The 24,141-nt window shown below is 37.7% G+C and carries 22 protein-coding genes and 1 other annotated feature; of the genes, 14 read left to right on the forward strand and 8 right to left on the reverse strand.

The features are described 5' to 3' along the window. Positions 1 to 96: 96 nt before the first annotated feature. The 4 genes from CKJ95_RS10920 to CKJ95_RS10935 all read right to left on the reverse strand — a co-directional run bounded on the left by CKJ95_RS10920 (position 97) and on the right by CKJ95_RS10935 (position 4,597). Entirely contained in the window at positions 97 to 780 is a 684-nt protein-coding gene (locus CKJ95_RS10920) for a response regulator (RefSeq protein ID WP_099353444.1), read from the reverse strand. Further along, positions 780 to 2,387, reverse strand: a complete 1,608-nt coding sequence (locus CKJ95_RS10925) for an ATP-binding protein (protein ID WP_099353445.1) — start codon at positions 2,385 to 2,387, stop codon at positions 780 to 782. The genes CKJ95_RS10920 and CKJ95_RS10925 overlap by 1 nt, the downstream gene beginning before the upstream one ends. Positions 2,388 to 2,557: 170 nt before the next feature. After that, a complete protein-coding gene (locus CKJ95_RS10930; protein ID WP_099353446.1) occupies positions 2,558 to 3,976 on the reverse strand; it encodes a hypothetical protein in 1,419 nt (472 codons plus the stop codon). Between the two features lie 114 nt (positions 3,977 to 4,090). Continuing rightward, positions 4,091 to 4,597, reverse strand: coding sequence for an antibiotic biosynthesis monooxygenase family protein (locus tag CKJ95_RS10935; RefSeq protein WP_099353447.1), 507 nt, complete (start codon positions 4,595 to 4,597; stop codon positions 4,091 to 4,093). Positions 4,598 to 4,727: 130 nt separating this feature from the next. On the opposite strand from CKJ95_RS10935, the gene CKJ95_RS10940 reads away from it, so the two are divergent. From CKJ95_RS10940 to hemY, 4 genes are all read left to right on the forward strand, one after another. Continuing rightward, the gene (locus CKJ95_RS10940) at positions 4,728 to 6,866 is read left to right on the forward strand and encodes a transglycosylase domain-containing protein (protein WP_099353448.1); all 2,139 of its coding nucleotides are present in this window, start codon (positions 4,728 to 4,730) and stop codon (positions 6,864 to 6,866) included. Between the two features lie 209 nt (positions 6,867 to 7,075). Then, the gene (hemE, locus tag CKJ95_RS10945) at positions 7,076 to 8,113 is read left to right on the forward strand and encodes a uroporphyrinogen decarboxylase (protein ID WP_099353449.1); all 1,038 of its coding nucleotides are present in this window, start codon (positions 7,076 to 7,078) and stop codon (positions 8,111 to 8,113) included. A gap of 22 nt (positions 8,114 to 8,135) precedes the next feature. Then, positions 8,136 to 9,068, forward strand: coding sequence for a ferrochelatase (hemH, locus tag CKJ95_RS10950; protein ID WP_099353450.1), 933 nt, complete (start codon positions 8,136 to 8,138; stop codon positions 9,066 to 9,068). A 39-nt stretch (positions 9,069 to 9,107) separates the two neighbouring features. Beyond that, positions 9,108 to 10,538 carry a protoporphyrinogen oxidase gene (hemY, locus tag CKJ95_RS10955; RefSeq protein WP_099353451.1) on the forward strand — a complete coding sequence of 477 codons (1,431 nt, stop codon included), beginning with the start codon at positions 9,108 to 9,110 and terminating at the stop codon, positions 10,536 to 10,538. Between the two features lie 31 nt (positions 10,539 to 10,569). Here hemY and yhfH read toward each other — a convergent pair whose 3' ends face one another. Beyond that, complete coding sequence (gene yhfH, locus CKJ95_RS10960) at positions 10,570 to 10,698, reverse strand: protein YhfH (protein ID WP_010283487.1); 129 nt, start codon at positions 10,696 to 10,698, stop codon at positions 10,570 to 10,572. A gap of 177 nt (positions 10,699 to 10,875) precedes the next feature. Between yhfH and CKJ95_RS10965 the strand changes: the two genes are divergently transcribed. The 5 genes from CKJ95_RS10965 to CKJ95_RS10985 all read left to right on the forward strand — a co-directional run bounded on the left by CKJ95_RS10965 (position 10,876) and on the right by CKJ95_RS10985 (position 15,587). Continuing rightward, a complete protein-coding gene (locus tag CKJ95_RS10965) occupies positions 10,876 to 11,607 on the forward strand; it encodes an MBL fold metallo-hydrolase (protein WP_099353452.1) in 732 nt (243 codons plus the stop codon). A 6-nt stretch (positions 11,608 to 11,613) separates the two neighbouring features. Further along, positions 11,614 to 12,603 (forward strand): lipoate--protein ligase, encoded by a 990-nt coding sequence (locus CKJ95_RS10970; protein ID WP_099353453.1) that lies wholly within the window; start codon positions 11,614 to 11,616, stop codon positions 12,601 to 12,603. A gap of 171 nt (positions 12,604 to 12,774) precedes the next feature. Then, positions 12,775 to 14,328: a fatty acid--CoA ligase family protein gene (locus CKJ95_RS10975; protein ID WP_099353454.1), complete on the forward strand. Its 1,554-nt coding sequence runs from the start codon at positions 12,775 to 12,777 to the stop codon at positions 14,326 to 14,328. Positions 14,329 to 14,456: 128 nt separating this feature from the next. Then, positions 14,457 to 15,233 (forward strand): enoyl-CoA hydratase, encoded by a 777-nt coding sequence (locus CKJ95_RS10980; RefSeq protein ID WP_099353455.1) that lies wholly within the window; start codon positions 14,457 to 14,459, stop codon positions 15,231 to 15,233. Positions 15,234 to 15,281: 48 nt separating this feature from the next. Continuing rightward, positions 15,282 to 15,587, forward strand: coding sequence for an MGMT family protein (locus tag CKJ95_RS10985; RefSeq protein WP_099353456.1), 306 nt, complete (start codon positions 15,282 to 15,284; stop codon positions 15,585 to 15,587). A 28-nt stretch (positions 15,588 to 15,615) separates the two neighbouring features. Here CKJ95_RS10985 and argS read toward each other — a convergent pair whose 3' ends face one another. Then, entirely contained in the window at positions 15,616 to 17,301 is a 1,686-nt protein-coding gene (gene argS, locus CKJ95_RS10990) for an arginine--tRNA ligase (RefSeq protein WP_099353457.1), read from the reverse strand. Between the two features lie 41 nt (positions 17,302 to 17,342). After that, positions 17,343 to 17,547, reverse strand: a binding site (T-box leader). A gap of 163 nt (positions 17,548 to 17,710) precedes the next feature. Between argS and CKJ95_RS10995 the strand changes: the two genes are divergently transcribed. The 3 genes from CKJ95_RS10995 (at position 17,711) to aceA (ending at position 22,079) form a co-directional block, all read left to right on the forward strand. Then, entirely contained in the window at positions 17,711 to 18,973 is a 1,263-nt protein-coding gene (locus CKJ95_RS10995; protein WP_099353458.1) for a M48 family metallopeptidase, read from the forward strand. A 202-nt stretch (positions 18,974 to 19,175) separates the two neighbouring features. Next, on the forward strand, positions 19,176 to 20,765 hold the full coding sequence (gene aceB, locus CKJ95_RS11000) for a malate synthase A (RefSeq protein WP_099353459.1): 1,590 nt from the start codon (positions 19,176 to 19,178) through the stop codon (positions 20,763 to 20,765). Between the two features lie 36 nt (positions 20,766 to 20,801). Continuing rightward, complete coding sequence (gene aceA, locus CKJ95_RS11005) at positions 20,802 to 22,079, forward strand: isocitrate lyase (protein ID WP_099353460.1); 1,278 nt, start codon at positions 20,802 to 20,804, stop codon at positions 22,077 to 22,079. 75 nt (positions 22,080 to 22,154) lie between these two features. On the opposite strand, the gene CKJ95_RS11010 is transcribed toward aceA, so the two are convergent. Then, positions 22,155 to 22,391 (reverse strand): IDEAL domain-containing protein, encoded by a 237-nt coding sequence (locus CKJ95_RS11010; protein WP_099353461.1) that lies wholly within the window; start codon positions 22,389 to 22,391, stop codon positions 22,155 to 22,157. A 187-nt stretch (positions 22,392 to 22,578) separates the two neighbouring features. On the opposite strand from CKJ95_RS11010, the gene CKJ95_RS11015 reads away from it, so the two are divergent. Both CKJ95_RS11015 and CKJ95_RS11020 read left to right on the forward strand, forming a co-directional pair. Continuing rightward, complete coding sequence (locus CKJ95_RS11015; RefSeq protein WP_099353462.1) at positions 22,579 to 22,791, forward strand: hypothetical protein; 213 nt, start codon at positions 22,579 to 22,581, stop codon at positions 22,789 to 22,791. Between the two features lie 313 nt (positions 22,792 to 23,104). Then, on the forward strand, positions 23,105 to 23,659 hold the full coding sequence (locus tag CKJ95_RS11020) for a competence protein ComK (protein WP_099353463.1): 555 nt from the start codon (positions 23,105 to 23,107) through the stop codon (positions 23,657 to 23,659). Positions 23,660 to 23,691: 32 nt separating this feature from the next. Here CKJ95_RS11020 and CKJ95_RS11025 read toward each other — a convergent pair whose 3' ends face one another. Then, positions 23,692 to 24,057, reverse strand: coding sequence for a hypothetical protein (locus CKJ95_RS11025; RefSeq protein WP_099353464.1), 366 nt, complete (start codon positions 24,055 to 24,057; stop codon positions 23,692 to 23,694). Positions 24,058 to 24,141: the final 84 nt, after the last annotated feature.

Consider the following 24,141-nt stretch of genomic DNA (forward strand, 5'->3'; position numbering starts at 1 on the left):
CAAAATAAGTAATATAAAATTCGATAAATTCTTTTTGTTCATTTTGTTCATGAAAAAGCATCTTGAAAGAGATTCAAGATGCTTAACCCTTTATGTTCATTTTTGTTTTGAATATTTGCGTTCTGGCCTACCGACAATCCCATATTCAAGTTCGGCAATTACCTCATTAGTTGATGCAAGGTATTCTAAGTAACGTCTCGCGGTTGTTCTGGATGCTCCCATGCGGTCACCCATTTCTTCAGCAGTAATTCCTGAATCCAATCGGTTGATAATATCTCGTACTTTTTCAAGGGAAAGGGGGTCAATACCTTTTGGATAATGTATTTTCTTTTCAACAGGCAGTATTTGTTTGCCACCGAAATAGTGGTCTACAATCGTCTGATCGACTTCATTCCTGCTGTTTAATAATTCTTTCTTTTCGATATATTTTTCTATCGTTTCCGTAAATTTTTCAAATGTTACCGGTTTTATGAGGTAATGAAAAACTCCACCACGGAGCGATTCTTCTAAATGTTTCTTTTCTGTCGCGGCAGTTATCATAATGATGTCTACATCAGGATGCAGATTTCGAATGATCGGTAGGATTTCAGTACCCATTTTATCGGGCATATAAACATCTAATAAAAGCAAGTCAATATTTTGATGTTTTTTTAACAAATCAAGGGTTTCCTTTGCGTTCGAGGATTTACCTATCAGGTTCACATCTTCAATTCTTTGTAGAAATTGTTCATGAATCGAGGCTACCCTAAAATCATCCTCAGCAATAAGTACATTTATCATCAGTCTTCCTCCTTATCAATCTGACTTTTTATCGGTAGAAAAACCGTAAAAATTGCGCCGCCATTCTTTCCATTCGATACTTCGATTGATCCATTTAACTTATCGACCACGGTCTTAACATTCCACAGTCCAAAGCCCCTGTTTTCTTCCCCTTTAGAGGATATTCCTTTTTCAAAGAGAATGGACATTTTATCGGTTGGGATCCCGTTGCCATTATCACTAACTTCGAAGACAATATCGTTTCCAATGTCGGTTACGAAAAATGTTACTTCACCTTCGTCTTGCATGACTTCGTCAATTGCATTGTCAATCAGATTTCCAATAATGATGATGCAATCCGTAATTGATATATGGTTCGGTAATATAGATAAATAGCTATTTTCATCGATTATCAAACTTACCTTTTTTTCCGATGCCTTTCCAATTTTTCCAAGTATAATAGCTTGGAGCTTAGGGTCTTTTATTTGATTAAACAAAATATCGTTTTGAAAGTTTAGTTGATTTGTTTCTTCCTGAATCATAGCAATTGCTTGTTCATACTGTTTTAACTGAAGTAATCCGGATAAAACATATAATTTATTCGTGAATTCATGAGTCTGAGCCCTTAAATCCTCGGAGTAGTTTTTAATCTCTGTTAAGGTATCAACCATTTTCTTAATTTCTGTTTTATCTCTAAAACTAGAAACGACTCCAACTGTTTTACCATTCTCAATAATAGGCATACGGTTCACAATTAACACACGATTATTGATGATCATTTCATCATCGGTCTCAACCAAATTTGTATCTAACACCCGGAGCATTCTGGTGGTTGGCAGAAGCTCAGCAATTGGTTTATTAATACTGTCATTTGAAATTCCAAGCATTTGTTTTGCAGATTTATTAAGTAATGTAATAAGTCCCTTATTATCAATTGCAATAATTCCTTCTTTTACCGATTTTAAAATTGCATTTCTTTCTCGATATAAAGAAGCAATTTCATGGGGTTCAAGTCCCATTATGTCATTACGAATACTCCTTGCTAATAGTACCCCACCAAAAAAGCCAACGATTAAAACAATAATCGCAATAAATAAGGTTTTTAGTAACTTCTGATTAATATTTTGTTTTATCTCATTCTTTAAAAAACCAACACTTACAACACCAATGATTTGTTGTCCAGATTCACCTGAAATAATCGGTGCTTTTCCCCACAAAATATTCCCTAGTTGATTATCAGTTTCGACTGTGTAAAAGCTGCCAAACACAATCGCTTTATAGTTTTCGTCATCAAACGCGGAATGGTCGAAACTAACATCGGGATAAGAGAAATTCAGTCCATCTTTATATTCGATAAAAATATAATTAGCTCCAACTTGGTTGCTGATTTGCTGTGTAATTGCTTCCATCGAACCAGATTGTAAGTCTTCATGGGAACCATCTTTAAATGCCGGTATTAATGAAAGGGTTCGTGATGCCTGTAAAGAAAGCTTTTGCATTTCTTCATTGGTTTCTTTTGCTTCATAATAAATAAACATCCCTGTTAAGACTGATGTCACAAACACAATTAAAGTAAGAATTAATGTGATAATTTTAGTTTGTAAGGTAATGTTAAAGAGCTTTAACATGTATCTCTCTCCGATGACATTAATATAGGAAGAAAATGTAGAATCTACTAGTATTATATCGAAAAATGGCGTAGATTCATAACATTTAATTTATTGAAACTTTTATAATTTACTATTTTATAAAAAGTAAAAAAGAAGCCCTTATCCGTAAGAGCTTCTTTAATGATCGATTAGATTAAAAACATCGCTACAATTGTTGTTACTACCAATCCAATTGTTACCGGCAGTAAGTTCTTCCTTGCAAGTTCAAATGGGTCGACACCGCATATTGCAGCGGCAGGGATAAGCGCCCATGGAACGAGGGTTCCACCTCCGACCCAAATTGCGGCGATTTGCCCGAGTGCGGTTAATGTCGCAGCACCAGCGCCGAGTGCGGATGAAAACAAAGCGGCAAGTGATCCAGCTAATGAAATTCCTGAAAATCCTGAACCATCTAAGCCTGTAATGGCACCGACAATGGTTAAGGTAACCGCGCTGACTGGCGCGTTTAATGGTACAACAGATGCAAGACTAACTCCAAGGTCATTCACTATTCCCTGTGAGTGTTCTGGTAAGAAGTCGCCAATTATTTTTACAAAACCAGTGTCCCCAAGATAGAAAAACGCGGCGATTGGAATGACCGGACCAAATACTTTGAATCCAAATTGAAAGCCTTCAATTAAATAGGTTGTTGTTTTTTCTAATCCCGCATTTTTATGAGCAACAAGTGAGATTAGTAGAAGAATAAAGATAGAGGTTCCACCAACAGGTGCTGTTGCGTCTCCACCGGATAGATTTAAGACAGACATGGCAACAACATCTAGGGCAAAAAGGATTGGGATTAAAATGGCAAAGAGACGTTTCGCTTTAGTAGAAAGTAAGCTTCTTAAACGTTCTTCTTCTTTTTCTGAAATATCCTGTGTCAACGGATTTGAATAGTTAGAATTACCACCTACAGAAAGAGTTCCTTTTCGCATATCGCGACGGAGTAAGTAGTAGGCTGCAACAGTTGTTACAATCCCCATCACAAAAACTAAAGGGATACTTGCTTTTACAACCTCCATAACCTCAAGACCAGCAGCATCTGCTGTAAGCTTAGGGGCGGCTTGAATGATAAAATCACTCGACAATGCAATTCCGTGACCGAACAAATTCATTGCCATTGCGACACCCAAAGCGGGCAAACCTACTCTCATTGCTACCGGTAAAAGTACCGCACCGATAAGGGCAACAGCTGGGGATGGCCAGAAGAACCATGAAATCACCATCATGACAATACCAATGGTCCAATAAGCAAGAGCAGGGGAACGGATAAGTTTTGCAAAAGGAGCAATCATGATATCATTGATTCCCGTCACGGTTAATGCCTTACTCATCGAAACAATTATCGATATGACGAGTATGGTTGAGAGTAACTCGGTTATTGCATAAATAAAGCTATTAAAGACTCCACTAACGGATGCACTTATTGATCCAGTTGCTGTGATGGCGAGAAGAAAGATTCCGATAATACAAATAAGTGAAGTGTCCCTCCTCATCACCATAAAACCAATGATTAAGAGGATAAACGAAACATATATCCAATGCAGGGCGGTTAATTCCACTAACATTGTTAAACCCCCATTCGCTAATTCCGAATTCAAGCAGAGGTAACTACACGTTAACCTATGTTTGTATTACAGAATATGTAGCTGGGGATTAGGTGTGAGAAGTGTACATAAATTTTAATCATCTGTTAATGAGTGAAAAGTTTTTGTATAAACAGGGCCAGAGAAGACTGTTTGGCTTAAGCCGGCTTTCGTTTTTTCAATAACTTGTTCAAGCTGTTCAAAACTTTCCGAGCGTGTCCAATCTAAATAAAAGGATTCTTTTTCCCAAAAGCTCACAACTACAAAAGTATCACTTTTTATTGGCCTTAATGCGCGAAAGGCAATAAATCCTGGAGTGTTCTGAAAAACAGAACCCATTTGGGTGATGTTGTATTCAAATAACGGTTTACCTTCCTCTGTTACCGGGATATATGTGAAGGCAGAAAATTTCCCACTCTTAATGTCTCCTGTAGCAGTGAGAACTTCATATTTTCGTGGGGCGGCAAAAATAGATTTCTTCGTTGTTTCATGGAGCAGAATCGCTGTTTCGTTATTGTAAAACGCAGTTATGTTTTCTTTTTTGTGCTTTTCCTGGAGTTTTTTCAAAAAATCAATGGTACCGAACGCCATATAAAAATTCATGTAACTCCTCCTTTATTAATAGGGCATACATAGTGAGAATCTTTTACAGTTATACTAAAAGATAACATAACCAATTAAACGTGAAAAATGTTTGAATGCCGTAAATTCTTAATTCCAAGGAGGTCACAGTATGAAAAGAAAATTATTTCTCTCATTGTTTATTATTATCGGTTCGTTTGTCCTTGGATTGTGTGGGTATTTGCTTATCATATATGCGGGTGACTATGTCATTGATGACAAAAAACTTGTTATGAATTCAGCAACAAAACTTGTTGATGAAGATGGGCAGTTTATTACGAAATTATATTATGAGAATCGGGATATTGTACCGATTAAAGAAATTCCGGAATATGTACAGCAGGCATTTGTTGCAGTAGAAGATACTCGGTTTTATCAACATCATGGTATCGATCTTCAGGCAATTGCTAGAGCCGTATACAAAGATATTATTGCCGGTGGAAAGGTAGAAGGTGGAAGTACGATTACTCAGCAGCTCGCTAAGAATGTCTTCCTAACAAATGAAAAAACATTCTTGCGTAAAACGAAAGAATTGATCATAGCCATTAATTTAGAAGAAGAGTACAGTAAGCAAGAGCTCTTAGAAATGTATTTAAATCAAATTTATTTTGGTCACGGTGCATACGGAATTCAATCTGCATCAAAATTTTATTTTAATAAAAATGTAAGTGAATTATCGGTTGAAGAAGGTGCGCTACTTGCAGCAATTCCGAAAGCACCATCAACTTATTCACCCATCTTAAATCCTGAAAAAAGTAAACAAAGACGGGACTTGGTCATTAACTTAATGGAAAAAAGAGGGTTTTTACAGCCAGAGGAAGCTGTTAGAGTACAGGGAAAGACTCTTTCTCTAAATGTCCATGAGGTAGAACGGGACCCAGCATTAGTAACCTATATCGATATGGTATTTGATGAAGCGAAGACACGCTACCAATTATCAAATGAAGAATTGCTTCGAGGTGGCTATACAATTACTGTTCCTCTTCACTTGGAGATTCAAAAAACAGCTTTCGAGCTATTTAAGGATCAAAAGAACTTTCCGGGTGTTGATGAAAATGTAGAAGGTGCCTTTGTACTATTAGATAATGATACAGGTGGTGTTTTAGCTAGTATTGGTGGTAGGCATTATGTAAGTCGAGGCATTAATCGTGTTGTAATTAAACGACAGCCGGGATCAACGATTAAACCGTTGGCAGTTTACGGACCGGCATTGGAAGAAGATGAATTTGAACCCTATTCCATGTTGGTTGATAAAAAATTAACCTATGGTGAATATGAACCAAGCAATTATTCAGGTATTTATAAAGGTAAAATTTCAATGTATGATGCTTTAGTTGAGTCATCAAATGCTCCAGCTGTTTGGATGCTTGATAGAGTTGGTATTGATACAGCTAAAAAATATTTAACGAAAGCAGGTATCACAATTCCCGACCAAGGTTTATCAATCGCTTTAGGTGGACTTAAAGAAGGCATTTCTCCTATTGCAATGGCAAAAGCCTATCGCGCCTTTGCCCGTGATGGAAAAGTGATTGAACCACATGTCATTAGCAAAATCGTAAACCGTGAAGGAAAAGTGATTGGAGAGGCATCGACACATGAGACTGAAGCCTTTTCAAAACAAACGGCTTGGTATATGACAAGAATGCTTGAAGGTGTTGTCGATAATGGTACTGCAAGGGTGGGAACTTATCCGGGTGCACTTGCAGGGAAAACTGGGACAACCAATTTACCTGGTGTAGAAAATGGAATCAAGGATGCTTGGTTTGTCGGATTCACACCGTCCGTGGTAGGGGCAATTTGGATGGGCTATGATTCTACAGATGCCACTCATTATTTAAAAGGTGGAAGTGCATCTCCGACGAAACTCTTTAAAAAGATTCTTGATCAATCTGAACTCAAGAAAGCAACTGCTTTTTCGGCTCCAAAGGATGTTGAAGAACTTGAGCCACCGATACGGCTCGCGGAAATTGATGATGTTAAAGCTAGCTTAACCTTTAAACCACTTGGACTATTTACGGTTTCCCTAAAATGGACACCTGCAGCAGATGAACGGGTTGAATATCGAATATATGAGGAGAATGCAAAGTCTGTAAAATATGTGGGTTCTGTTAGAGGTAGTGGGGACTTTGAGATTGAAAATGTAAATATATTTTCAATACCATCTTATTTTATAGTCCCTTTTAACTCCCAGACGAAAGAAGAAGGAACAAAATCTCAAGCAGTTAAGCCTACCTTTTTCTCTAGTAAATAAAACATGTTAAAGGGTGGTGTATACTTTCACCACCCTTTATCTGTGAATGTTCGTCAAATTTTTGACATTTGCCCCGGTTTTGTATACAAGGATAGTAGAAACAATTATAGTGATAAAGTGAGGATGAAATGTTCAATTCAATAAATAATACTTACTTATGCTATTATAAAGACTATTGTGTGAAGATGTTGAAAGGAAGGTAAATACATATGCAAAAGGGTTTTAATGATACATTGTTAAGAGCGGCAAGGGGTGAAAAAACTGAACATGTACCGGTTTGGTATATGCGCCAAGCGGGACGATCCCAGCCAGAATACCGAAAAATCAAAGAAAAATACGGACTGTTTGAAATTACACATCAGCCTGAGTTATGTGCATATGTGACAAGACTTCCAGTTGAGCAATATGATGTGGACGCAGCAATTCTATATAAAGACATCATGTCTCCACTTCCAGCACTTGGGGTAGATGTTGAAATCAAAGCAGGAGTTGGACCTGTCATCAGTAACCCAATTCGCTCTGTAAAGGACGTCGAGAAACTTGGTGAAATTCATCCTGAAGAAGATGTTCCGTATGTGCTTGATACAATTAAGCTATTAACGACTGAACAACTCTCCGTTCCGTTGATTGGATTTGCAGGAGCTCCATTTACACTAGCAAGCTATATGATTGAAGGTGGACCTTCAAAAAATTATAATAAAACGAAGGCTTTCATGTACGCACAACCTGATGCCTGGTTTGCTCTAATGGATAAACTAGCTGAAATGACAATTACATATGTGAAGTCACAAATAGCCGCAGGTGCAAAAGCTGTACAAATTTTTGACTCTTGGGTAGGAGCATTAAATGTGGCAGACTACCGTCATTTCATTAAACCAGTCATGCATCGTATCTTTACTGCACTTCGTGAAGAGAATGTACCATTAATCATATTCGGAGTAGGAGCAAGCCATTTAGCATTAGAATGGCATGACTTACCGCTTGATGTTGTAGGACTTGATTGGCGCTTGCCAATTATGAAAGCAAGAGAGCTTGGAATTACAAAAGCAGTTCAAGGAAATCTTGATCCAGCAATCCTACTAGCTTCTTGGGAAGTCATCGAAGAAAAAGCAAAAGAAATCTTAGACCAAGGAATGCAACAACCGGGTTATATTTTCAACCTTGGACATGGTGTTTTCCCAGATGTTAAACCAGAGACACTAAAGCGTCTAACTACATTCATACATGAGTATTCAAGTAAAAACTAATCTAGCTTTAGAGGTGTAATAAATGACAAAAAAGAAAATGGGATTACTTGTAATGGCATACGGTACTCCATATAAAGAAGAGGATATCGAACGATATTATACACATATACGACATGGTCGTAAGCCCTCACCGGAAATGCTCGAAGACCTACGTAGTCGTTATGAAGCAATTGGTGGAATTTCACCTCTTGCAAAAATTACTTCTGAACAAGGGAAAAAACTTGAAGAGCATTTAAATCAAATACAAGATGAAATTGAGTTTAAATTGTATCAAGGTTTAAAGCATATCGAGCCATTCATTGAGGATGCAGTAGCTCAAATGAAACAGGATGGAATTGAGGAAGCAGTGAGTCTAGTTCTTGCACCTCATTTTTCAACCTTTAGTGTAAAAGCCTATAATGGTCGTGCGAAAGAAGAGGCAGAAAAGCTTGGGGGGCCAACTATTACTTCTGTAGAAAGTTGGTATAAAGAGCCTAAGTTTATTGATTACTGGGCAAAACAGGTGAAGCAGGTATTTGCTTCAATGCCAGAAGAAGAACGTGAGAATGCAGTATTAATCGTTTCAGCACATAGTCTGCCTGAAAAAATTATTGCTGCTGGCGATCCTTATCCTAGTCAGTTACAAGAAACTGCTGATTTAATTGCTGAAGCAGCAGATATCAAGAATTATGAAATAGGCTGGCAAAGTGCAGGAAACACACCAGAACCATGGTTGGGTCCAGATGTTCAGGACCTAACGAGAGACCTTTACAATGAAAAAGGCTACAAAGCTTTTGTCTTCATTCCAGTTGGATTTGTAGCAGATCACTTAGAGGTTCTTTATGACAATGATTACGAATGTAAAGTTGTTACAGAAGATTTAGGGGTAAGCTATTACCGCCCTGAAATGCCAAATTCAAAACCAGAATTTATCGATTGTTTGGCAACAGTTGTTTTAAAAGAACTTAAAAAATAAATGGTCAGTGAATTTTTAAAGTAAAGAAGGCGATGTTAAGTGAGTAATCAAAAGGTAGTTGTAATAGGTGGCGGGATTACTGGTTTAACTGTAGCTTATTATCTCCAGAAAGAGGCAAGAGAGAAGGGCTTAGACATAAAATGTACCCTTTTAGAAGCAAGCCATCGACTTGGTGGAAAAGTACAAACCGTAGAACGAGATGGATTTGTTATTGAAAGAGGTCCAGATTCCTTTTTAGCTAGGAAAAAGAGTGCCTCCCGGCTTGTCAATGAGGTTGGTCTAGGGGATAAATTGGTTAACAATACTGCTGGTAAATCATATGTTCTTGTGAACGGAAGGCTCCATCCAATGCCAGGTGGATCTATCATGGGAATACCAACTCAAATTGGACCATTCATCACTACAGGTTTGTTTACCCCGTTTGGTAAACTTCGTGCGGCAATGGATTTTGTGTTACCTCGTACACCTGGTGAAGGCGATCAATCACTTGGTCAATTTTTTAGAAGAAGACTTGGTGATGAGGTCGTTGAAAACCTTATTGAGCCATTGCTTTCAGGGATATATGCTGGGGATATTGACCAACTAAGTTTAATGTCGACTTTCCCTCAATTCTATCAAGTTGAGCAAAAATATCGGAGCCTAATTTTAGGTATGAAGCAAACAACACCACCAAAACCAAAAACGAGTGGGGAAACAAATCCCGCTCCAAAGGGACAGTTCTTAACTGTAACAACTGGTTTACAATCATTCATTGATGCAATTGAGGCAAAACTTGAGCCTGGTACCGTTTTTAAGGGAATTAAAGTTGATGGTATTGAAAAACAAAGCAGCCATTATGTTATTAAACTGAACAATGGAAAAGAGATTACGGCGGATAGTGTAGTTGTAGCTACACCACATCATGTAACCCAATCCATCTTTAACCAATACTCATTTTTTGATTCCTTTAAGGAAATGCCATCTACATCAGTAGCAACTGTAGCAATGGCTTTCCCTGAGGACGCCATTAAAAAGGATATTGATGGAACTGGTTTTGTTGTATCACGGAATAATGATTATATTATTACTGCAGTTACTTGGACCCATAAAAAATGGCCGCATACGACTCCAGAAGGTAAAGTGTTACTTCGTTGCTATGTTGGTAAAGCGGGAGACGAAGCGATCGTCGATCAATCAGATGAAGAAATTGTCAAAGTGGTTCTTGATGATTTAAACAAAACAATGAATATTACAGACCAACCTGAATTTTCAATTGTAACAAGATGGAAAGATGCAATGCCGCAATACACAGTTGGGCATAAGGACAGGATTGAATCTGTTAAGAACAATGTTGCCGAACAACTGCCAGGTGTCTTTTTAGCTGGAAGCTCATATGAGGGTTTAGGATTACCTGACTGTATTGATCAAGGTGAAGAAGCGGTTAACAAGGTATTGGAATATTTAAAAGAAACTACACCCGTTTTAGTGTAAAAAGAAAAGGAAGGCCTCGGCCTTCCTTTTGTTATTTAATTTCGTTACAGTGATCGCATTTGTTGCCGTAGCACTCATGCTGTTCGTCGATATCATGGCCACATTCTACACATTTTTTGGGTGGTAGGTTTTTAAAAAATTCTGTACTTTTTACTAACATTTACAACCCCTCCGTTTCTTTGTTACTTATAGTGTACTATAACAGTTAAAAATATGTCAATAACTGTTTTGTAACAATTTATTAAAAAGTGAAATTTTTTTGCGTATCGATTATAGTGGTAGTGGGTAGGGTAAACCATTGAAGAGTTGTTATTTTAAGGGAGAGAAAGGTGATCCTATGAAGGTTACGGTAGTTGGATTTTGGGGTGGATTTCCAGCTGTGAATGAAGCCACATCTGGTTATTTATTTGAGCATGACGGTTTTGGGTTACTCGTTGATTGCGGTAGTGGTGTACTAGCACAGCTTCAAAACTATCTAACAATAGACGAGCTTGATGCGATGATACTATCTCATTACCATCATGACCATATAGCAGATATTGGTCCGATGCAGTATGCAAGACTTGTAACAAGTGCAATACATAATAACCATAAGGAACTGCCGATATATGGCCATACGGACGATCAAGAAAGCTTTGCAAAATTGGAACATAAAGGACATACAAAAGCGATTGCGTACAATCCAGATGAAACAATCAAAATTGGTCCATTTTCAATTTCATTTATGAAGACGAAGCATCCAGTTGTATGCTATGCAATGAGAATTACAGCAGGTGGACAGACTGTTGTATTTTCTGCTGACTCAAGCTTTCTAGAAGAGTTTATTCCGTTTACACAAGATGCAGACCTATTTATTTGTGAATGTAATCTATATGCGGATCAAGATGGTTCGAAAATGGGTCATATGAATAGTACAGAAGTAGGTAAGATTGCTATAGAGGCTAATGTAAGTGAACTTTGGTTAACACATCTGCCTCATTACGGTAATCATGGAGACCTTGTTATTCAAGCTTCAGCACAATTTAATGGCCTTATCAAATTAGCAAAATCAGGACTAACTTGGGAGTGAAATACGATGTTATTTATCGATAATAAAGGAATACATGATCCACAAATTAACTTAGCTATTGAGGAGTATGCACTAAAAAATTTAGATATAAATGAGACTTACTTATTATTTTATATTAATGCTCCTTCAATAATCATTGGAAAAAATCAAAACACAATTGAGGAAATCAATACGCAGTATGTAGAAGACAATGGGATTAAAGTAGTGCGACGCTTATCGGGTGGTGGAGCTGTTTACCATGACCTAGGAAATTTAAATTTTAGTTTTATTACGAAGGACGATGGAGAAAGCTTCCACAATTATAAAAAGTTTACTGAGCCTGTAATTGAAGCATTACATAAACTGGGTGTAAATGCCCAGTTAAGTGGCCGAAATGATATTGAGGTGGAAGGAAGAAAAATATCAGGAAACGCTCAATTTTCAACAAGGGGTAGAATGTTCAGCCACGGAACACTAATGTTCGATTCGGAAATTGACCATGTAGTGTCAGCACTTAAAGTGAAAAAGGATAAAATTGAGTCGAAGGGGATAAAATCTGTAAGAAGTAGAGTTGCGAATATTAGCGAATTCCTAAATGAAAAAATTACAATTGAAGAATTTAGACAAATGCTGCTACGCTATATTTTTAACACAGATGGTGATGTTCCTGAATATGTACTAACAGACAAGGATTGGGAAAACATTCATGAACTCTCAAAAGAACGCTATCAAAACTGGGATTGGAACTACGGAAAATCTCCAAAATTCAATTACCAGCATACTCATCGCTTCCCTGTAGGTTCGATTGATGTGCGACTAGAAGTACAAAAGGGAATGATAGAAAACTGTAAAATTTTTGGTGACTTCTTTGGTGTGGGTGATGTAGAAGATATAGAGAAACGTTTAATTGGAACAAAATATGAAAAAGCGGAGCTAGAACAAGCATTAGAGAATGTTGATATTCAGCATTATTTCGGTAAAATTACGAAAGATGATTTTATCAATTTAATTTATTAAATAACAGACGAAAGCGGATTAGATTCATACAATCTAGTCCGCTTTTTATAAAAATATGCAATACCATCTTGATAGTAAAACTTTCTTTCAATATAATATATTTAGAATATTATTTTTTGTCAATAAATGAATGACTACTCATTCATAATATTGACTGAGGGAGGGAGAAAATTGAATCTATCATCACGACTAGGGGAAACAGCGCAGAAATACTTCGAAAAACCAGCATATATTTTTCAAGGGAATGTAAGTACATATGCTGAATTAGATGGTGCAGTTACAAAGTTTGCAAATGGCTTGGAGAAGCTGGGAATTAAAAAGGGTGATCACATTGCTCTAGTACTAGGCAACACTCCACATTTTGTAATTGGATTTTACGGTGCACTACGTGTAGGGGCAACAGTTATCCCAATTAATCCGATATATACTCCGGATGAAATCGGATATATTATTAACAGTGGAGATGTAAGGGCTGTCATTACGTTAGACTTGCTTGTCCCACTTTTTGAAAAGATGAATGAACACCTTCCGAAAGTTGAACATCTCATTGTTAGCGAAACACCACAGGGTACAAATGGTGGAGTCGATGTCACAAAACTATCAATCTACCCAAAATTGAAATCGTTTACAGAGGTTGTTGGCTCAGGTCAACTCTCATACGATGGACCAACGCTTGAAGATGAGGATGTTGCCGTAATCCTGTACACATCTGGTACAACAGGTAAACCAAAAGGAGCCATGTTGACCCACATGAACTTGTACAGCAATGCAAGGGATGTTGCGGAATACCTAAAAATTTCTGATCAGGATAGGGTTATTACAACTTTACCGATGTTCCATGTTTTCTGCATGACAGTCGCATTAAATGCACCGTTGATGAGCGGTGGAACAATGCTGATTATACCTAAATTCAGCCCAAAGGAAGTATTCCAAATCGCTAGCGAGCATCAGGCAACTGTGTTCGCGGGGGTACCAACGATGTATAATTTTCTCCTCCAATTTCCTGATGGAAATCCTGAGGACCTAAGCTCTTTGCGCTTATGTATTTCAGGTGGTGCAGCAATGCCTGTTGCGCTTTTAAAGAGCTTTGAGCAGAAGTTCAATGTTCTTGTATCTGAAGGTTATGGTTTATCCGAAGCATCACCTGTAACCTGCTTTAATCCGTTAGATCGGCCACGTAAACCAGGCTCAATTGGGACAAACATTGTAAATGTGGAGAATAAGGTTGTTGACGAAAATGGTGACGAAGTTCCTGTTGGTCAGGTTGGAGAGTTGATTGTTCGTGGCCCAAATGTCATGAAGGGCTATTATAAAATGCCTGAAGAAAGTGCTGCAACATTACGCAATGGCTGGCTTTATACGGGTGATTTAGCAAAAGTGGATGAAGAAGGCTATTATTATATCGTTGACCGCAAGAAAGATATGATTAATGTTGGTGGATATAATGTTTATCCAAGAGAAGTAGAAGAAGTCCTTTATAATCATCCTGGTGTTGTTGAAGTTGCTGTTTTTGGGGTGCCAGACCCGAATCTGGGTGAGGCAGTTGTCTGTTATGTTGTGAAGAAGGAAGAAGAGCTAACAGAAGAGAATCTTCTTGATTATTGTCGTGAGCATTTAGCTAAATACAAGCTTCCTAGTAAAATAGAATTCCTAGAAGAACTTCCTAAAAATACGACCGGAAAGATTCTCCGTCGTGCCTTAAAGGATTTAGTTACGAATAAATAAGGTAGCGAACAGGTCAAACGGCCTGTTCCTTTTTGTATGTCGACGCGGATAAAAATTGTTAAAGGAATTTTTTAGTTTGAAGCGAAATAGGATGTAAGCGATATTAAAATTATAGAAGAGGTGGAACTATGACTACAGTTTTATACCAAGTTGAAAATCACGTTGCAACTGTCACATTGAATCGCCCTGAAGCGTTGAACTGCTTTAATTATGAGATGCTTAAAACACTTGATGAGGTTGTCGAGGATATCCGTACAAATGCCGATGTTCGCGTTGTTATCATTACTGCAACAGGTGAAAAGGCATTTAGTGTGGGTGCAGATTTAAAGGAACGAAAAACATTAAATGAAGCACAGGTTAGAAGAAATGTATATAAAATAGGTCAGGTTTTTGCTAGTATCGGAGATTTACCACAGCCAACTATTGCTGCAATCAATGGCTATGCATTTGGTGGTGGAATGGAGCTTGCGTTAGCTTGTGATTTCAGAATTTCGGTTGAAAATACACAGATGGGGTTGACAGAAACAAGTCTGGCAATCATTCCTGGAGCTGGAGGAACGCAACGACTTCCACGCCTTATTGGTGAAACAAAAGCAATGGAGCTAATACTAACTGCAAAACGAATTAGCGCCGAAGAGGCGAAAGAATATGGGATTGTATCAAGTGTTGTACCGCGTGAAGAACTAATGGAAGCTTCCATGAAGCTAGCAATCGATATATTAAAGAACGGTCCTCTTGCCTTACAGCAAGCTAAATTTGCTATTAAACAAGGGTTGAACACGGACCTACATACAGGCTTTAAGATTGAACGCAAAGCGTATGAAGTGATCATCCCAACGGAGGACAGGGTGGAAGCGCTGGCTGCCTTTAATGAAAAAAGAAAACCGAACTATAAAGGGAAATAAGTTTAGTGAGCTCACAATCATTACTTTTAGTGTTAGGATAAAGTTGATATGAAACCATTTACCGAAAGTGTTATAAGAATCATTAAGCAAATACCGTCTGGAAAGGTTATGACTTATGGACAGATTGCAAAACTCGCTGGAAGTCCAAGAGGTGCAAGGCAGGTTGTGAGGATCCTTCACTCGATGAGTAAGAAATATAACCTTCCTTGGTTCCGGGTTATCAACTCCAAGGGTGAAATTGCGATCGCAGATGAGGAAACACGTGCTGCTCAAGTCATCTTTCTAAAGGATGAAGGGATAGAGGTTGTAAACGGTATAATTGACCTGAAAAAATATCAGTATCATCCAGAATAAGAGCCCGGGACAAAACGTCCTGGGCCTACTACATTTCCTCGGGAGCTTTAACTCCTAGCAATCGTAATCCTTCTTTCAGTACAATGGTAACGGAACGGACCAATGCAATTCGATCATTCATTTCTTCATCCACTTGAAGAACCTTTACATGGCTATAATACTTGTTGAATTCTTGAGAGAGCTCTATTACATATTTTGCAATTACTGAAGGCTCGTACTGCTGCATACTTCTTTGGATGGTTGCCGGGAAATCCATCAAAAGCTTCACAACTGACCAGCTATGCGAATCGGAAAGTCCATTTGTTGTTTCCCCTGAAAGCTTCGCCTTTCGTAAAATAGAACAAGCTCTTGCATGAGTATATTGAACGTAAGGTCCGGTAGTTCCTTCGAATTTAAGCATTTCCTCTAGTGAAAATTCAATATTGTTGAGTCGTTCATTCTTTAAGTCATGGAAAATGATTGCTCCCAAACCGACCATTTTCGAGATTTCATCTTTGTTTACGAGACTTGGATTTTTCTGTTCAATGTTTTGCTTTGCGAGCTCGATTGCTTCCTTCATAACCTCTTCTAACAGAACTATTTTTCCTTTTCGTGTTGACATTTTCTTTCCATCTTTAAGGATAAAACCAAATGGAACATGGACCATTTCCTTCGCCCACTGATAACCCATTTTTTCAAGTACTAGAAAGATTTGTTTAAAATGCAAGCTTTGCTCATGTCCTACTACATAGATAGCTTTAGCAAAATGGTAGTGATCCTGCCGATAGATGGCTGCTGTAACATCTCTAGTTGCATAAAGGGTTGCACCGTCAGATTTTTTAATCAAGCAAGGAGGGAGATTTTGTTCAGATAAATCAACTACCTCTGCACCCTCTGACGTAGATAAAAGATTTTTTTCGTTTAACATTGCTACTGTAGTTTCCATTTTGTCATTATAAAATGCTTCTCCATGATAGGAATCAAATTCAACATCTAGCAGGGAATAAATTCGTGAGAACTCCTTTAATGATTCCTCTCTAAACCATCGCCAAAGGTTTAAGGCTTCTTCGTTTCCTTCTTCAAGCCATTTGAACCACATTCTTGCCTCATCTTCAAGTTGTGGATTTGTCTGGGCTTCGTCGTGGAAACGTACATAGAGCTTGAGCAACTCCGTTATCGGGTTGTTTCTAACGGTTTCTTCATTACCCCAAAGTTTATATGCAACAATGAGTTTTCCAAATTGTGTACCCCAATCTCCAAGATGGTTAATTCGAAGTGGTTGATAGCCACATTTCTCCACAATCTTGGCAAGCGCGTTACCGATAACAGTTGAACGCAAATGCCCCATCGAAAAAGGCTTTGCGATATTTGGCGAGGAAAAATCAATGGTAATTGTCGCTCCTTGACCAAAGTTGTTGCTTCCGTAATCTGACTCTTTGGCAAGGATGGTTTGAAGAATATGTTTACTCACTTCCTGTTTGTCTAGAAAACAGTTTATATATGGCCCTTCTGCAACAATCTTTTCAAACAGGGATCCTTGAATTAAAGGTGCCATTTCTTGTGCAATAAAAGCAGGTGATTTTCGCAAGTGCTTGGCAAGGGCAAAACAAGGAAATGCTAAATCACCTTGTTCCTGAAATTTTGGTTTTTCAATAAGTTTTATTACTTCTTCATATGATAAAACATCTTGTAGTTGCTTTGATATTGCTTCGGCATACACTTGTATAACATTCATTTTCTAACCCTCCTTTAAAGATAAAAAAATCCCGTCTCTATAAAAGAGACGAGATTTACCCGCGGTACCACTCCAATTGTTCACGATGAACCTAACTTAATAAGTAACGGGTTCCCCCGGCACACCCTACTTATTTCAGGTGAGCTCCTCAGAAGTGCGGTTCATCTTGCTTTCACCATCGGGCTTTCACCATCCCCAACTCGCTATCGGTTACATCAGGACTACTCTCTTCATCACAGAATTTCGATTATATTTCATTCATGATAACTAATTATGAATTAGAAATCAATGAGTTTTTTATACGCTTATATTGTCAAAAATGAAGATATGAGGAAAGTCATTGTTCTATCTGGCCCTCCTTTAAACTAAAATACTAGTAAGAGGGTTGTACATAAAGGGGGACAGCATAGTGAAAAAAGTAATCGGATGGTCACTTGGAATTTATCTCGTTTTTGGTTTATTTATAGCATGGTATTTATTTTTTGGAGCAAATACGGACATCCCTGCACAGCTAAAAGGGAGCCCAGCGGACCCACAGACATTTATGAATGATCGTGAGCTTTTATTAAGCCAAGAGTATTCACAAATTAGAAACCTTTTGTTTTTCCTGTCAGTACCGTTTGAATGGCTGATTTATATACTCGTCCTTGTGATTGGGATTTCAGCAAAATTCCGTAATTGGTCAAAAGTATCAGCTAAGTTTTCAATCCTACAGACAGCGATTTATTTATTTTGGCTTTCCTTGTTGGTAGAAGTTTTATCATTTCCACTATCATGGATTAGCTACAATGTTTCAAAAACATATAATATCACTGTACAATCGACTCAAGGCTGGATGAAGGATTTATTGATTGATTTTTGGGTGAATTATGCGTTAATGATTGTAATTGTAGGCGTCTTGTTTTGGTTGATTCGTAGAAATGAGAAAAGATGGTGGTTCCATGCATGGCTTCTATCAATCCCATTCTCCATGTTTCTCATGTTTGTACAACCAGTTATTATAGACCCACTTTACAACGACTTTTTTCCATTGACCAATAAAGAGTTAGAAACAAAAATTCTTGAGATGGCAGATCGTGCGGATATTCCTGCGGACCATGTATTTGAAGTAAATATGTCTGAAAAAACAAATGCCCTTAATGCATATGTAACGGGGATAGGCTCTAATTCGCGAATTGTGCTATGGGATACAACACTTCAACGTCTGAATGAAGATGAAATTTTATTTATTATGGCCCATGAGATGGGGCATTACGTGATGAAGCATATTTATATTGGCATTGCCGGTTATTTGCTTATAACCTTAGTAGGACTCTTTATTATTAGCAAGCTTATGACCTTTATGGTTAGAAAATGGGGCCATCTGTTTAAGATATCAAGTGTAAAAGATATTGCCGTTCTTCCAGTGTTTCTATTATTAATCTCTGTTTTAAGTTTTGTTTCTGACCCAGTCTCAAATGCTGTTTCAAGACACCAGGAAAAGTCAGCTGATCTGTACGCACTTGAAATGACGGAGGATAACAAGGCTGCAGTTTCGTCATTCCAAGAATTATCAAAAGCTGGTTTAAGTCAAGTGAATCCGCCATTCTTAGTGAAGATGTTTAGATATGGACACCCAACAATGCTTGAAAGAATTACGTATACGAACGAATTTGAAAAGAGTGAGAAATAACCTTAATAGCCTTGTTTTCAGAGTGAAATCTGTTAACAAGGCTTTCTTTATTTTTGCGTTGTTATAGTACAGAATTACTATTTTGCAAATTGTTATATAAAAACTTGCAGAAAAATGTTCCAATTTTGAAAAGTGTGTTATATAATACTTTTAGAATTAATAATCTGTATTATAACAATATAAGGAAGGTGTTAGGGACAAAATGACGACACAAACCTCAGGAATTCAGATCATGGGAAAGATGAATGAGCAGTATGAAGAAATTTTGACACCCCAGGCATTGAACTTCATTGAAAAGCTAGAGCGAAATTTTGGAGAAAGAAGGAAACAACTAGTAGAAAAGAGACAGCAAAGACAAAACGAAATCGATAATGGAAAGATGCCAACATTTTTGCCTGAAACAGAGCATATCCGAAATGGAGATTGGACAGTTGCGCAGATTCCAAAAGACCTAGAGGATCGGCGAGTTGAAATTACTGGCCCAGTCGATCGAAAAATGATCATTAATGCATTAAATTCAGGAGCAAAAGTATTCATGGCTGATTTTGAGGATGCTACCTCTCCAACTTGGAATAACATTATCGAGGGACAGATAAATCTACGAGATGCCGTAAGAAAGACAATCACATTTGAAAATCCAAACGGAAAGAAATATCAGCTTCACGATGTAACTGCAACACTTGTTGTCCGTCCACGTGGCTGGCATTTAGAAGAGAAACATATACAACTTGATGGCGACCGTATCTCAGCGAGTTTACTAGATTTTGGACTTTATTTTTATCATAATGCGAAATACTTGATTGAGAATGGGAGTGGTCCATATTATTATTTGCCAAAGATGGAAAGTCATCTTGAAGCAAGACTTTGGAATGATGTTTTTATCTTTGCACAAAATGAAATTGGAATTTCCCAAGGAACGATAAAGGCAACTGTTTTAATTGAAACGATTCTAGCAACCTTTGAAGTAGATGAAATTTTATATGAACTAAAAGAACACTCTGCAGGGCTAAATTGTGGTAGATGGGATTATATTTTTAGCTATTTAAAAAGATTTCGAAATGTAGAAGATGTGATATTACCAGACCGCTCGGTGGTCACGATGACAGCCCCATTTATGAGTGCTTATTCACAGCATGTCATTAAGACCTGCCATAAACGCAATGTTCATGCTATTGGTGGGATGGCTGCCCAAATACCTGTGAAAAATAACCCGAAAGCTAATGAGGAAGCCTTTCATAGAGTAAGAGCAGATAAGGAACGTGAAGCGAACAATGGTCATGACGGCACTTGGGTGGCTCACCCAGGGCTCGTGCCGGTGGCTAGAGAAGTATTTAATACAGTAATGCTTGGAGCTAACCAAATTCATAAAAAACGTGAAGACGTTCAAGTGACAGCCGAGGCACTCATTGCAGTCCCAGAAGGAGCTATTACAGAGCAAGGAGTTCGTACGAATATCAATGTTGGCATTCAATACATTGAATCATGGCTTCGTGGGCATGGTGCCGCACCGATTCATAATCTCATGGAGGATGCAGCTACAGCTGAAATCTCTAGAGCTCAGGTTTGGCAGTGGATCCGCCATCCAAAAGGAATACTAGCGGATGGAAGAAAGGTCACACTTGAGCTAGTTCATCAACTGAAAGAGGAAGAGCTTGAAAATATTAAACAAGAAATCGGCATAGAAGCATTTGAAGCAGGTCGTTTTGCGGATGCAACTCGTCTATTTGAGGACTTAGTGACGAATGATGAGTTTGTTGAATTTTTAACTTTACCTGGATATGAAATTTTATAGATTAATAAATGAGTAGAATACAAGGAGGAATATAAAATGACAAACGAAAGAGTTCAAAAACTGCAAGAAAGCTGGGAAATGGATTCAAGATGGAAAGGAATTGAAAGAACTTATAGTGCTGAGGATGTGATTCGCTTACGTGGATCAATCGATATTGAACACACATTGGCGCGTAGGGGATCTGAAAAGCTTTGGAACCTTCTTCATACAGAGGATTATATTCATGCACTAGGTGCATTAACTGGCAATCAAGCTGTTCAACAAGTAAAAGCAGGTTTAAAGGCAATCTATTTAAGTGGGTGGCAGGTAGCTGCTGATGCGAACCTCTCAGGGCACATGTACCCTGACCAAAGTCTATACCCAGCCAACAGTGTTCCGAGTGTTGTAAAGCGTATTAACCAAGCGCTACAACGCGCAGATCAGATTCAATATTTAGAAGGTCAGGGAGACACTGACTGGTTTACTCCAATTGTGGCAGATGCAGAGGCAGGCTTTGGCGGACAGTTGAATGTATTTGAATTAATGAAAGGCATGATCGAAGCGGGTGCTGCTGGTGTTCATTTTGAAGACCAACTTTCATCTGAAAAGAAATGTGGCCATTTAGGTGGAAAGGTTTTATTACCAACACAAACAGCCGTACGAAACTTAATTTCCGCTCGACTAGCTGCCGACGTAATGGGAGTACCAACGATTTTAGTAGCCAGAACTGATGCTGACGCTGCAGACTTAATTACAAGTGATATCGATCCTGTTGATAAGGAATTCATCACAGGTGAACGAACACCAGAAGGTTTCTTCCGGACAAAGGCAGGTATTGACCAAGCAATTGCACGTGGTTTGGCATATGCACCATATGCTGATTTGATTTGGTGTGAAACGTCTGAGCCAGACTTAGAACAAGCACAGCGTTTTGCAGATGCTATTCATGAGAAGTTTCCTGGAAAGCTATTAGCCTATAATTGTTCTCCATCTTTTAACTGGAAGAAGAAACTAGATGAAACGACCATTGAGAATTTCCAAAAAGAAATCGGAAAAATGGGTTACAAATTCCAATTTGTTACGTTGGCTGGATTCCATGCTCTAAACCACAGCATGTTTGAGTTAGCTAGAGGCTATAAAGAAAGAGGAATGGGGGCATATTCAGAGCTTCAGGAGGCTGAATTTGCAAGCGAAAAGCATGGTTATACAGCTACAAGACATCAGCGTGAAGTAGGAACAGGATATTTCGATGAAGTGGCACAGGTCATTACAGGAGGAACATCTTCTACAACCGCTCTAAAAGGCTCTACTGAAGAAGCACAGTTTTCAAAATAATACGGCTCATAAAAAACTGGCTAACAAATTGTTAGTCAGTTTTTTTCGGTTATTATTGGAATTTACAATTTTATCTTATGACGTTTTGCTAAATAATTTGCGATACTCTTCTGAAGCTTCCATAAACAATCCTTCGTTGTTTGAATCAATTGCTTCATTAACCCTGGTTTCTAATAGCTCTTTTCTTCTTTTAAATAGGCTCTCATCGATAATCATTTGAATATATATGTCTAATACCGATTCCCTTGGTGCTTTGAAATTTTTCGTATCCCGTGACTTCATGATCTCAGAGTATGTTTTTCTTTTTTTCATGAAAGCTCACTCCTAATCCTTTTTAATAGTATATTTAGGTGGACACGTAAAATCAACCGAATTTTTAGACTTTTTAAAAATTTATTTGGAATACTAATATTGTCTGGGTAAACTTCAACTGACTAAAGTTAAATTGTTGAATGATAATTTGTATTTACATGCATGATAATAATGGAGGTGGAAAAATATGAAAAATTTAAATGAGGGTTCCAATCACGATATCCCAAAGAATACACCATTAAATCCAGTTTTCGGAATGTCAAATGCCCTAGACACAAATAATCCTTTTCTTTCTGAATCTGCCTATGCGGGTAATTCGGTTGATGAGCATACGACATTAGAACAAGCAAACTCCTATCTAGCCGAAAAAGAGCTTGGACAAATAAATGAAAATTCATAGAAATGAACTTGGTGGTCTTCTTTTAAAAATGTTTTTATCTTATTAAAGAGCATTTTAACTATATACAGTCGGGGTTGGTACCCCGTCTGAATAAGTTAAAGCCTCCGGCGGATGTCACGATTTTTCAAAGGTAAGTTTTCGAGCATGCTCGAAAAAAATCGGACGCAAATACGCCTTGGCGTATTTGATTAAGAAATTCCACTCTTTTTTTTGTGAATTTTTTGTGAACTGTATAGTTATAAATACCTAGAAGTGCTAATATGAAAGTGCTTCCATTAGTGGAATATTATAATAATTTGAAGGGGATGAATAGATGGATGTTAAGCAAACGAATTATCTGATGGAATATGAAATTAATCCAGACACAATGGCAGTATTACCTATAGAAATAGGAAAAAATACTTGCTCAAGGGTGCTTGAAGTTGAAGGTGAATACGTTGTAGCCATGAAGCCGACTGAGATCGTCGACCGAAGCTGCCGTTATTTTGGAAGCTCACTTAAGGGCAGGCAAGAAGGGACACGTGAAATCATGGGAGTGACTCATAAAGCCCCGATTATTGTTGAAGCGTCTAATAAGATTTTTTTATTTCCAACCTCATCGCCAACAAAGCAAGACTGTGCATGGCTATCTCATAACTATGTTTCAGATTGTAGATATAGTGTGAATGAGAACACAACTGTTATTTTTACAAATAAACAAGCTATAAAATTGCAAATTTCGAAAGGATCCTTCCAAAACCAACTCCATAGAACTGCACAACTGCGAACGATTGTTACCAATAGAATGGACAAGCCTAATAAACGCATTAATTTTATACTAAATCCTCAAAACAATGAAAGTATACCAAATCAATCTGATCACCAATAATGTATTAGTTTCCAGTATTACATTTGTTAAACTCAATCATTGTCATTTTTTTCGATGAAATAAGATTCAAGCAACTGTTGAACTTCATTTCGAATCCGTGGGTTAAAGTAGTTATGTTCCTCTTCATAGCCTCGATACATGAATGAAAATAATGTGAATGCCTCATCTCTTTGTTTTTCCCATACCTTCATATTTTTCTTTTTCATTTGCAGTTTAATTGTATAGAGGTCTTTTTGAACCTTCTTCATTGTATGTTCAAGTAAATGGAGATACGGCTTTTTTAACTTAAAGCCAGCTGTTTCTATTGCTGTCAGATCACGATTAAGGATGGTAAGAACCATTGGTAAAAAGATAGCTTTTTCAAAAATAGCTCGGTCATCCTCAGGTATTCTTGTCATGATTATCCCTCTTTTTTTAGAACGTATGTTTGTATATATAATAAGACATATTTTTAGAAGAATCAAGAAGAGAGAAGGAAAAAG

It is taken from the genome of Fredinandcohnia onubensis, from assembly GCF_002734285.1.
Lineage (GTDB): Bacteria > Bacillota > Bacilli > Bacillales > Bacillaceae_L > Ferdinandcohnia > Ferdinandcohnia onubensis_A.

Excerpts from the sequence above, each read along its gene's own strand:
- hemE (WP_099353449.1), top strand. The coding sequence starts at position 7,076 with ATGCAAAAGGGTTTTAATGATACATTGTTAAGAGCGGCAAGGGGTGAA.
- CKJ95_RS11010 (WP_099353461.1), bottom strand. The coding sequence starts at position 22,391 with ATGAAAAAAAGAAAAACATACTCTGAGATCATGAAGTCACGGGATACG.
- CKJ95_RS10935 (WP_099353447.1), bottom strand. The coding sequence starts at position 4,597 with ATGAATTTTTATATGGCGTTCGGTACCATTGATTTTTTGAAAAAACTC.
- argS (WP_099353457.1), bottom strand. The coding sequence starts at position 17,301 with ATGAATGTTATACAAGTGTATGCCGAAGCAATATCAAAGCAACTACAA.
- CKJ95_RS10970 (WP_099353453.1), top strand. The coding sequence starts at position 11,614 with ATGTTATTTATCGATAATAAAGGAATACATGATCCACAAATTAACTTA.
- CKJ95_RS11025 (WP_099353464.1), bottom strand. The coding sequence starts at position 24,057 with ATGACAAGAATACCTGAGGATGACCGAGCTATTTTTGAAAAAGCTATC.
- CKJ95_RS10925 (WP_099353445.1), bottom strand. The coding sequence starts at position 2,387 with ATGTTAAAGCTCTTTAACATTACCTTACAAACTAAAATTATCACATTA.
- CKJ95_RS11020 (WP_099353463.1), top strand. The coding sequence starts at position 23,105 with ATGGATGTTAAGCAAACGAATTATCTGATGGAATATGAAATTAATCCA.
- CKJ95_RS10965 (WP_099353452.1), top strand. The coding sequence starts at position 10,876 with ATGAAGGTTACGGTAGTTGGATTTTGGGGTGGATTTCCAGCTGTGAAT.
- CKJ95_RS10985 (WP_099353456.1), top strand. The coding sequence starts at position 15,282 with ATGAAACCATTTACCGAAAGTGTTATAAGAATCATTAAGCAAATACCG.
- CKJ95_RS10930 (WP_099353446.1), bottom strand. The coding sequence starts at position 3,976 with ATGTTAGTGGAATTAACCGCCCTGCATTGGATATATGTTTCGTTTATC.
- CKJ95_RS10920 (WP_099353444.1), bottom strand. The coding sequence starts at position 780 with ATGATAAATGTACTTATTGCTGAGGATGATTTTAGGGTAGCCTCGATT.
- yhfH (WP_010283487.1), bottom strand. The coding sequence starts at position 10,698 with ATGTTAGTAAAAAGTACAGAATTTTTTAAAAACCTACCACCCAAAAAA.
- CKJ95_RS10940 (WP_099353448.1), top strand. The coding sequence starts at position 4,728 with ATGAAAAGAAAATTATTTCTCTCATTGTTTATTATTATCGGTTCGTTT.
- aceA (WP_099353460.1), top strand. The coding sequence starts at position 20,802 with ATGACAAACGAAAGAGTTCAAAAACTGCAAGAAAGCTGGGAAATGGAT.
- hemH (WP_099353450.1), top strand. The coding sequence starts at position 8,136 with ATGACAAAAAAGAAAATGGGATTACTTGTAATGGCATACGGTACTCCA.
- CKJ95_RS10980 (WP_099353455.1), top strand. The coding sequence starts at position 14,457 with ATGACTACAGTTTTATACCAAGTTGAAAATCACGTTGCAACTGTCACA.
- CKJ95_RS11015 (WP_099353462.1), top strand. The coding sequence starts at position 22,579 with ATGAAAAATTTAAATGAGGGTTCCAATCACGATATCCCAAAGAATACA.
- aceB (WP_099353459.1), top strand. The coding sequence starts at position 19,176 with ATGACGACACAAACCTCAGGAATTCAGATCATGGGAAAGATGAATGAG.